Below are 8,593 nucleotides of genomic sequence, written 5' to 3' on the forward strand. Positions count from 1 at the left end.
TCCACAAATAGCTGCCAAGGATCGAGAAAAACCGTGCGGTCAAGATTGGCCGCACGGTTTGGCATTCATCTGGATCGCCCTTACTGCGTCGCAAAGCAATAGAACAACCCATCCCCACCCGTGCCTTGCAACCCGGCCAGATGACAGCCCTTCGACGGATGCGCAGCGTTCCACGAAGTCGGATCGGTCCCGCCGCCCGTGCGGTCAAAATGGCCGACCATGGTCGAGCCGTCTTCGGCGGCACTGGTCCAGTCTTCGCAGGTGCCGCCTGACACCACGCCCGTCGCATCCGACCCAGTCAGGATGTCGTGCCGGTTCGGCTCGTCCCCGCGGCCGTTTACGATCTCGCCTTTTTCATTCAGTGCGGTCTCCTTGGAAATGTTGTTTTCCGCCGAATGGAGGTTCTCCACATCGGTCGCGACCACCACGCCCTTGGCGTTGACCCAAGGGCCCGTGCCGATCCGGTCGCGCGCGTTCTGGGTCGTGGTCGAAAGGTATGCCGCCCAGGTCTTCCCCGTGACGCCCGCCGCTTCAGCCAAGGCCGCACAATGGGCGTCAGCCCCTTCGAGACCGCCCAGATTGGCCCCATCACCGAGGCCCTCACTCGTGATGAAAAAGCTCATCGTCGGATCTTGCGCTGTGGCTGCGCAGGGAAGGGCTACAAGAACCAGAACGCAGGCGGTTTTCGGATTGAGGAACATTGTCGTCTCCTGATTTGGTTTGACTATGGGGTTTCGTCAGTGCTCGCCGCACGACCCGTCAGCATCCGGGTCAGGGTCGCGTCCTTGTCGACGACATGGTGTTTCAGCGCCGCCGCGACATGGATGGCGATCACTACCGCAAGACCGATGCCGACGAATTCGTGGATCTGCCCGGCAAGTCCGGCAATACCCGGATTTTCGGCCTGAGCAGGGATTTCGAACAACCCGAAAACATCGATCGCCCTGCCTCGGAAAACGGATGCGACGATACCCGACACGGGCATGATGATGATGCTGGCAAGTAGTGCCCAATGCACAGCCTTCGACGCGGTTTCCTGCCACGATGGCATCTCGGATGCGGGCGGCGGGAAGCCACGGAACAGCCGCAACCCGACCCGCCAGACGCCAAAGATCAGAACCAGCACGCCGATAGCCTTGTGAAGATCGATCAGCGGGCCGCGAGTTTCTCGCGGCAGACCGCCAAAGCCCAGGTACAACCCGAACGCCACCATACCGATCATGGCAACAGCCATGATCCAGTGATTGATCCGCGAGGTCAGGTCATAGGTTTGCTGGTTGCTCATGATGGTTCCTTTCCTAAAGATCAGCGACGCCCGGAGCATGATCCGGGCGCAGCGGTCGATGAAGGTCAATTCGGCGGCGGCAGCAGCACCGCACGCAGCGCCTCTTCTGTGACGCCAAGGGCAGCGGCAGCTTTGGCCAGATCGGCATTGCGCCCGCCCGCGTCATCAAGGGCCCGCATCAGCTCTTCCGCCGTTACGCCCAGCGTTTCGGCAACTTTGTCGAAGCCGGGGGGCATCCGGCGGCCAGCTGGTCCGGGGCCACCGTGCCCCGGACCAGCCCCACCGCCGCCATTCACGGACCCCAGACCCATGGCGGCGGTTGTCGAAAAGTTATCCTCGGCCTGAACACCGGTCAGGCAAGGCGGCAGGTTCGGAAACTCTGCCGTCGCGTGGTAGTGATATTCGCCCTCTGGGTGGGCGGCTGTCGGCCCCGTATGACCATTGCAGGTGTCAAGGTCAGTCGGGACGGCACCGTCAACTTCCGCGCTGCCAAACATCGGGAACCCGTCGAAGGCATAGCCAAACTGCGCACTGGCCGATTGCGCCAGCCCGCATTCGGCATCCAGCCCCGATGCGCCAAACACCGTTTGCATATCGGTCGAAGTGCCGTGCCAGTGGTACCACCCACCCGGATCGATATGCCCGCCGCAGGTATCCAGCGCAGGCATGTGGCCGGTTTCCAGAACCGAAGGCGCATCGGCAAAGATCGGCACGCCATCGAGCGCGATACCAACCTTGGCGACGGTGCCGAGGTCGGTCGGCGCATCTGCCACAACCGGGGTCGTCGGGATGAGCATTGTCATCTCGACCGCCTCGTCCGCCGTCGCCATCAGGCAGGTGTTGTCCTGCGCCGGAGGCGTGCCGCCGCCCGGATCGGTGATGTAGATGTTCCCCGCCTCGTCATAGAAGGTATAGCCGAGGCCGTTCAGCATCTCGAAAAAGGCCCGGTTCAACCGGTAGACGCCGGGATTCTCGCCGTCCCAGTCCCAGATCCCGCCCGTCTCGTCCAAGGTCGTCGGGCAGAAGGGGCCTATCTCCAGGTTGTCGGGCAGGTATTTCACCACAAACTTCGCACATTGCGCGGCCTCTCCGGTGGTCAGGGTGCAGTCCACCATTTCGGGGGGCGTGACCAGCGCGTCCTGGCTGAACAGCGACGTATCCACCTCGGCGCTTGCTGGCGTTGCGCTCAGATGCAGGGCAGCGACAAGGCGCAAGAAGCCTGTCAAATTGCTCATGGCGGTCTCCTATCTACGCTTGGCAAAGGACGGATCCGGCGTGCCTGAAAAGCACCCCATGACCCAAGGATAGGTATCGGTGACGTAGTAGCCGTACTGGCCGTCAACAGTCATTCCGTTGCATTCGTCCAGATCGCCCGCGCCGGTGAATTCGTAGTCGTCGACGTACATCCCGTCGTAGGCACCGCCCGGATCGGTGTCCGACTTGGCGGGACGTTCGCCCGCGCGCAGGACATACCCTGACACGACCTTTCGGACCTCGCCGCTTTCGTCCTTGAAGTAGCTGCCATAGATCGGAAACCCGTCAGCCGCGAAGCCAATCACGGGTGAGCCGTCCTCGCCTGGTTCGCTGTCGAACAGCGCCATCGGATTGCCGTGATAGTGGTAAAGCCCGTCCGGCTGGGTATGCGCGTTGTGCGCGTCCGTCCCGAAACTCGCCCCCGGCCCCAGCGGGTCCAGCAGCCATGGGTCGGTCGCCCTGCAGCCGATCATCACGTTGCCGTGCTCGTCGGTGCGCCCCCCGTCCGGCCGGTAGCAGCCCGCCGACAGAAGGTCGAGCACGACCCCGTTCAGCATCACGGCATTGTAGCTGCCGTGCGACAAGGCCGTCGGCTTGGCTGCGATCTCGGGCTTCCGCGGGATGGTCAAGGCTTGCGCGAACTCTTCGACCGGTCGCGCAAAGCGCGCCGTTTCGTCGTTGAAGTCGTGGTTGGGAACGTTGTTGGAGGTCAGGGTGCAGCTGCCGTCATCGGCGGTAATCGCGACAGCGCCGCTGAAAGGTTCCTGTTCCTGAATATCCGTGACACTGGATGTGTAGGTGGTCGCGTAATCCGCACAGTCAGCGGAGCGACTGGTCAGGATCGCATTGGTGATGTCCCGGGCGCCCGCAGCGTCGGTTGCCGTGCCATCGGACTTCGTCTGCGCAAGAACGATGCCTCCGATCAACGCGGGACTGACCACAACCAGCGACGAAGCAACAAGGACAGCGAAAGGTCTCAAACGGCCAGGCTTCAAGGTACTTATCCTTCTCTGAATTCAGACCAAGACGGTCAGGGCGGCAGCCGCAGAGAGGCGGCGGCTGGCCAGTAAGCTACCTTTTGGATATCGTCCCAATATGGAGGCACCATGGAGCGGAACCCGCACCGGCTTGATCTGGCTGAGAGCTTTGGAATGATCGCCATGCGCCCGGCAGGCATGGAAAAACTGCCCACCGGCGACCACCACCCAGGCAAAGCGCCCCACCCGTCGCTTCATGCTGGCTGCACAATGTCGCTCCATTCCACCTGAATGAGAAGAATCACGATCAACCTGACGACCCGCATATTCCTCGCGATCTCGGCCACAGCGCTCATGGTCGTCGCGGTCATGGCGATCATGGTTGCGATCAGCATGCGCGACGGTTTTTCGCGCTATCTGCTGCAGGGCGAAATCAACCGCTTTGACGACCTGGTCCTAGCGCTGACCGACCTTCACACCGCAGACCCGGCGGGTTGGGAGCAGTTCCAGAACGACCCCAAGCGATGGAAAGCCTTTGTCGGCGACAACTTCCGCCCGGTCGGATCACGCAGGCTGCAAGAGCAACCTGCCGAAGGGCAGCCGCCCCGCCCACCGCGAAGGGGCGATCCGCTCCAGGTCTCCGCCCGGCTGTCGCTCCTCGACGCGAACGGCGGCGTGATCATCGCAGGGGCGGACCAGGGCGAGGCGTCGATCCAGCGACCGATTTATGCAAGCGACGGACAGACCGTTATCGGCTCGCTTGGCCTCGCAACCCCGCAGGAGGCGGTCGAAGGCATCGATGCCTTCTATATCCGCAGTCAGTACATGAGCTTGCTGCTGGCCTCTCTCCTGGCATTTGGCATTTCGGCCACCATCGCCCTGATCTTTGCCCGAGGCCTTCTTGCCCCGATCAAGGCGTTGGAAGCGGGCGCCCGCACGCTGTCGAGCGGCAAGTATTCGGTGCGAATCCCGAACACCCGCAGCGATGAACTCGGCGGGCTGATCGGTCATTACAACGTGCTGGCGCAAAGCCTGGAAGAGGCCGAAGCGGCGGAACGCCAGTGGATTTCCAACACCTCGCACGAACTGCAGACACCACTCGCGATCCTCCGCGCCGAGATCGAGGCCCTGCAGGACGGCGTGCGCCAGCCCGACGCCCGCACCCTGGCCGAAATGCACGGCGCGGTGATGCGCCTGTCGCAGCTGGTCCACGACGTCAAAATCCTCTCCTTCTCGCGCGAAGGGCGGATCCTAGCCTCGCTCGCACCCGGCGACCTGGCCGAAATCGCCCGGGATGCGGCAGACAGCATGGCGGTTCGGGCGGCGCAGGCGAACCTCTCGCTGACGTGCAAGTTCGACCAACCGCTGATCGCGCCCTGCGATGCGGGCCGGATCAGGCAGGTACTCGACAACATCCTGGAGAACTCCCTGCGCTATACCACTTCGCCGGGCGAGATCGTGATCACCGGCGAAAGGCGCGATGGCTTCGTCACCCTGACAATCGATGACACCGCCCCCGCACCCCCGCCCGACAGCCTGCCGCATCTCTTCGAACGCTTCTACCGGGCGGAAAAGTCGCGCTCGCGCGCTGATGGCGGCTCGGGCCTCGGCCTGTCCATCTGCGAAGCGATCATACGCGCGCATGGCGGCACGATCACCGCCACCGCCTCACCTATGGGCGGCCTGCGCGTGACGTTCAGCCTGCCCGAAAAAGGGCCATCCGAATGAGCAAGCGCATCCTGATCCTTGAGGATGAACCGGCCCTTGCCCGCGTCATTCAGGACTATCTGATCCGCGACGGCTTTACCGCAGAGGTCTACCACGACGGCACCGACGCGGTCGCAACGATCCTTGACACCCGCCCGGACCTCGTGGTGCTCGACCTGATGCTGCCCGGCAAGGATGGCCTGACGATCTGCCGCGAGGTTCGCGCCGCCACCAACCTGCCGATCATCTTCGAAACCGCGCGGGTGGAAGAGATCGACCGCCTCCTCGGCTTGGAGCTCGGGGCCGACGATTACATCTGCAAACCCTTTTCGCCCCGCGAACTGGTCGCCCGTGTCAAGGCCGTGCTGCGTCGCACCGATCCGAAGGCCGAAGACGGCGCACCTCCGAGGCTGATCATGGATGATGCGACCTGGATCGCCTCCATCAAGGGCGTCTCGCTGGACCTCACGCGGCGCGAGTTCCAGATACTGCACGTGATGTTCAACCGGCCCGGCCGCGTCTTTTCGCGCGCGCAACTCCTCGACCTTGCCCTGCCGGACGACGCCGCCGTCATCGACAGGACCATCGACAGCCACATCAAGAACATCCGCGCTAAGGTGAAAGCCGTCTGCGCGGATTGGGACCCGATCCGGTCGGTCTACGGCGTGGGATATGCTTTTGAGCTGTGAGCGCCAGATTGACCCGAAACCGGTTGGTTTGGCCTACATCTCGACGCTCTCTTAAATCTCAAGCGCATCTTCAAGCTCAATCCCGAGGTAACGTACGGTGCTATCCATCTTGGTGTGGCCAAGCAGAAGCTGGACGGCTCGCAGGTTGCCAGTCTTTGAGGTGCGCCCGGATTTGTCGACGCTTTGCCGCCTGACTTTGAGGCCAGGAGGCCGAGATGGGGACGAGCAACTACAGCGACGAGTTCAAGCGGGATGCAGTGCGTCAGGTCACGGTGCGAGGGTATCCGGTTCGGGAGGTTTCCCGGCGTTTGGGCGTAAGCTCGCACTCTTTGTACAAATGGCTGCGGCTGTTCGCGGAGCCGTTGGCGAAGTCGAACAGTATTGACCAAGAGGCCGAGAGCCGACGCCTGAAGCGAAAGCTGGCTCGGGTGACCGAGGAGCCGGATATCCCAGATCCCCGAACTTCGTCAACCGACCGATCCGCGCACTGACCGGCGTTTCGTTGCGGTCGACCGACAGCTCGGCTAAACGGGACCAGCGGAGCGCATCATCGCGGCGCAGGAAGGTCTCACTGACGTACCGACCCTTGCGGCGGACCTGCACGCGCCACGGGCCGGACGGAAGCCATGCGATGGTCGGCATTTCGTGTGCAATCCGTGTGCAGTGAGGCGTCGTAGCGTGGCGAGAAGGGGCGAAGTCGGGGATGGGAACGGCGGGCGGGCAAGCGGGCTAACGATTTGAGACTACAGAAAAAATGAAAGAACATCAATCACATAGACTGTCCATTGCACCCATGATGGACTGGACCGACCGTCACTGCCGGGTCTTCCACCGCCAGATGACTCGCCGGTCCATGCTGTATACGGAAATGGTCACGGCCGCCGCCATCGTCCATGGCCCGAAATCGCGCCTTCTGGACTATTCGCCGCAAGAACACCCCGTTGCGCTGCAACTTGGCGGGTCCGATCCGGCAGAACTCGCCACGGCCGTCCGCATCGCCCGCCCCTGGGGCCACGATGAGGTGAACCTCAATTGCGGCTGTCCGTCCGACCGGGTGCAATCCGGTTGCTTCGGCGCCGTCCTGATGGAGCGGCCCGAACTGGTTGCCGATTGCGTCCGGGCCATGATCGCCGAAACCGACGTCCCGCTGACTGTCAAATGCCGGATCGGCGTCGACGATCAGGACCCCGAAAGCATCCTTCCCCGCTTCATCGAAACCATCGCCGGGGCAGGGGTCCGCCACGTCATCATCCACGCCCGCAAGGCCTGGCTCCAGGGCCTTTCGCCCAAGGAAAATCGCGAGATTCCGCCGCTCGACCATGATCTGGTGATCCGGATGAAGCACCGTTTCCCCGAGCTCATAATCTCCATCAATGGCGGCATCACCAGTCTCGACCAGGCGAAGCACTTCCTCGAGCAGGGCCTCGACGGCGTGATGCTTGGCCGCGCCGCCTATCACGACCCCGCCTCGGTCCTGATCGGAGCCGATGCGCTCTGGGGCGACAGCTTCGCCCCGGACGCTTTCGAGGTCATCGATGCGATGCGTCCCTATATCGCCGACCACCTCGGCAACGGGGGCCGACTCCACCAGATCACGCGCCATATGCTCGGCCTCTTCACCGGCCGCCCCGGCGCGCGCGGCTGGCGCCGGGTGCTCTCCGAAAACGCCAGCCGGGATGGGGCAGGGCTCGAAGTCCTCGACCGTGCGCTGGCCGAGCTTCAGGCCTCGGCCGCCGCCTGACGCGGGATCAGCCAGGACAGCGCCAGCGCCAGGAAGCCGCAGACCGCAATCGCACCTTGCATCGGTACGACCGTGCCATCCAGGAACGGCCCCGCAGCCGCGACCAGAACCCCCGCCGCAACCATCTGCATCGTGCCCCCCAGCGACGAGGCAAGCCCCGCGTTCGAGCCATGATCCTCCAGCGCCTGCACCTGGGCGGTGGGCAGGATCACCCCCAGGAACACGTTGCCGATGAACAACGCCGCCATGGTCACCGGCAGGGTCGCAAGGCCTGCAAGGCCAAGCCCGAAGCCCGCGAAGGTGGAAACGGCAAATCCCGTGGTCGCAAGATAGATCATCCGCAGCGTGCCCAGCCGCTGCGCGAGGTTGCTCGAAAACTGCGACGCCGCGAAAAACCCGATCGCATTGACCGCAAACGCCAACGAGAACTGCGTTGTGGTCAGGCCGAACTGCCCCGTATAGACGAACGACGCACTGGCGATGAAGACGAAGAAGCTGGCAAACGCAAAGCCTGCGAGGAAGGTCATCACCATGAACGGGCGGTCCATAAGCAGCGACGCAATGCCCGCACGCATCGTGGCTGCATCGAACTTCTGCCGGTTCGCATCGGTCAGGGTTTCGGGCAGTGCGTAGTGGATCAGAACGAAGCTCAAGGCCGCCGCGACCAGCAGTGCCCAGAAGATCAGCCGCCATGACCCGAACGCCAGCAATGCCGACCCCGACAATGGCGCCAGCAGGGGCGATACGGCGATCACGATCATGATCGTCGACATCATCCGCGTGGCCGAATGCCCGGTCGCAAGGTCGCGGATGACCGCGCGCAGGACGACCATGTTGGCCGCCCCGCCAAATCCCTGGATCAGCCGCCCAAGGATCAGAAGCTCGATGTTCGGGGCCAGCGCGCAAAGCACTGTTCCGCCGATGAAAAGCGCCAGGCCTG

Annotated in this window: 9 protein-coding genes and 2 pseudogenes; 5 read left to right on the forward strand and 6 right to left on the reverse strand. The window is 63.3% G+C overall.

What is annotated here, in order from left to right; translation table 11 throughout:
- Nucleotides 1-80 precede the first annotated feature (80 nt).
- The 4 genes from ACRCSW_RS14325 to ACRCSW_RS14340 all read right to left on the reverse strand — a co-directional run bounded on the left by ACRCSW_RS14325 (nt 81) and on the right by ACRCSW_RS14340 (nt 3,534).
- On the reverse strand, nt 81-623 hold the full coding sequence (locus ACRCSW_RS14325) for a hypothetical protein (protein ID WP_438706124.1): 543 nt from the start codon (nt 621-623) through the stop codon (nt 81-83).
- Nucleotides 624-724: 101 nt separating this feature from the next.
- On the reverse strand, nt 725-1,285 hold the full coding sequence (locus tag ACRCSW_RS14330) for a cytochrome b (RefSeq protein ID WP_438706126.1): 561 nt from the start codon (nt 1,283-1,285) through the stop codon (nt 725-727).
- Nucleotides 1,286-1,350: 65 nt separating this feature from the next.
- A complete protein-coding gene (locus ACRCSW_RS14335; RefSeq protein ID WP_438706128.1) occupies nt 1,351-2,520 on the reverse strand; it encodes a YHYH protein in 1,170 nt (389 codons plus the stop codon).
- Between the two features lie 9 nt (nt 2,521-2,529).
- On the reverse strand, nt 2,530-3,534 hold the full coding sequence (locus ACRCSW_RS14340) for a YHYH protein (RefSeq protein WP_438706130.1): 1,005 nt from the start codon (nt 3,532-3,534) through the stop codon (nt 2,530-2,532).
- 111 nt (nt 3,535-3,645) lie between these two features.
- Here ACRCSW_RS14340 and ACRCSW_RS14345 point away from each other — a divergent pair, with 111 nt between their 5' ends.
- Genes ACRCSW_RS14345 through ACRCSW_RS14355 form a run of 3 tightly spaced genes read left to right on the forward strand, consistent with a single transcriptional unit; the run spans nt 3,646 to nt 5,912 of the window.
- Nucleotides 3,646-3,807, forward strand: a complete 162-nt coding sequence (locus ACRCSW_RS14345) for a hypothetical protein (RefSeq protein WP_438706132.1) — start codon at nt 3,646-3,648, stop codon at nt 3,805-3,807.
- On the forward strand, nt 3,808-5,244 hold the full coding sequence (locus ACRCSW_RS14350) for an ATP-binding protein (RefSeq protein ID WP_438706133.1): 1,437 nt from the start codon (nt 3,808-3,810) through the stop codon (nt 5,242-5,244).
- Nucleotides 5,241-5,912, forward strand: a complete 672-nt coding sequence (locus ACRCSW_RS14355) for a response regulator (protein ID WP_438706135.1) — start codon at nt 5,241-5,243, stop codon at nt 5,910-5,912. Before ACRCSW_RS14350 ends, ACRCSW_RS14355 begins: the two co-directional genes overlap by 4 nt.
- A 51-nt stretch (nt 5,913-5,963) precedes the next feature.
- Here the strand turns inward: ACRCSW_RS14355 and ACRCSW_RS14360 are convergent.
- A pseudogene (locus ACRCSW_RS14360) lies at nt 5,964-6,068 on the reverse strand (integrase); the annotation flags it as partial.
- Nucleotides 6,069-6,127: 59 nt separating this feature from the next.
- Between ACRCSW_RS14360 and ACRCSW_RS14365 the strand changes: the two are divergent.
- Both ACRCSW_RS14365 and dusA read left to right on the forward strand, forming a co-directional pair.
- Nucleotides 6,128-6,361, forward strand: a pseudogene (locus ACRCSW_RS14365) (transposase); the annotation flags it as partial.
- 305 nt (nt 6,362-6,666) lie between these two features.
- On the forward strand, nt 6,667-7,653 hold the full coding sequence (gene dusA / locus ACRCSW_RS14370; RefSeq protein ID WP_438706137.1) for a tRNA dihydrouridine(20/20a) synthase DusA: 987 nt from the start codon (nt 6,667-6,669) through the stop codon (nt 7,651-7,653).
- On the opposite strand, the gene ACRCSW_RS14375 is transcribed toward dusA, so the two are convergent.
- Nucleotides 7,632-8,593 (reverse strand): MFS transporter (locus tag ACRCSW_RS14375; RefSeq protein WP_438706139.1); only part of this gene is annotated, 962 nt, incomplete at its 5' end. The genes dusA and ACRCSW_RS14375 overlap by 22 nt on opposite strands.

It is taken from the genome of Tabrizicola sp. (assembly GCF_051645465.1).
Taxonomy (GTDB): domain Bacteria; phylum Pseudomonadota; class Alphaproteobacteria; order Rhodobacterales; family Rhodobacteraceae; genus Tabrizicola.

Coding starts and splice junctions, on each gene's coding strand:
- dusA (WP_438706137.1), top strand. CDS start 6,667: ATGAAAGAACATCAATCACATAGACTGTCCATTGCACCCATGATGGAC.
- ACRCSW_RS14350 (WP_438706133.1), top strand. CDS start 3,808: ATGAGAAGAATCACGATCAACCTGACGACCCGCATATTCCTCGCGATC.
- ACRCSW_RS14355 (WP_438706135.1), top strand. CDS start 5,241: ATGAGCAAGCGCATCCTGATCCTTGAGGATGAACCGGCCCTTGCCCGC.
- ACRCSW_RS14325 (WP_438706124.1), bottom strand. CDS start 623: ATGAGCTTTTTCATCACGAGTGAGGGCCTCGGTGATGGGGCCAATCTG.
- ACRCSW_RS14345 (WP_438706132.1), top strand. CDS start 3,646: ATGGAGCGGAACCCGCACCGGCTTGATCTGGCTGAGAGCTTTGGAATG.
- ACRCSW_RS14330 (WP_438706126.1), bottom strand. CDS start 1,285: ATGAGCAACCAGCAAACCTATGACCTGACCTCGCGGATCAATCACTGG.
- ACRCSW_RS14335 (WP_438706128.1), bottom strand. CDS start 2,520: ATGAGCAATTTGACAGGCTTCTTGCGCCTTGTCGCTGCCCTGCATCTG.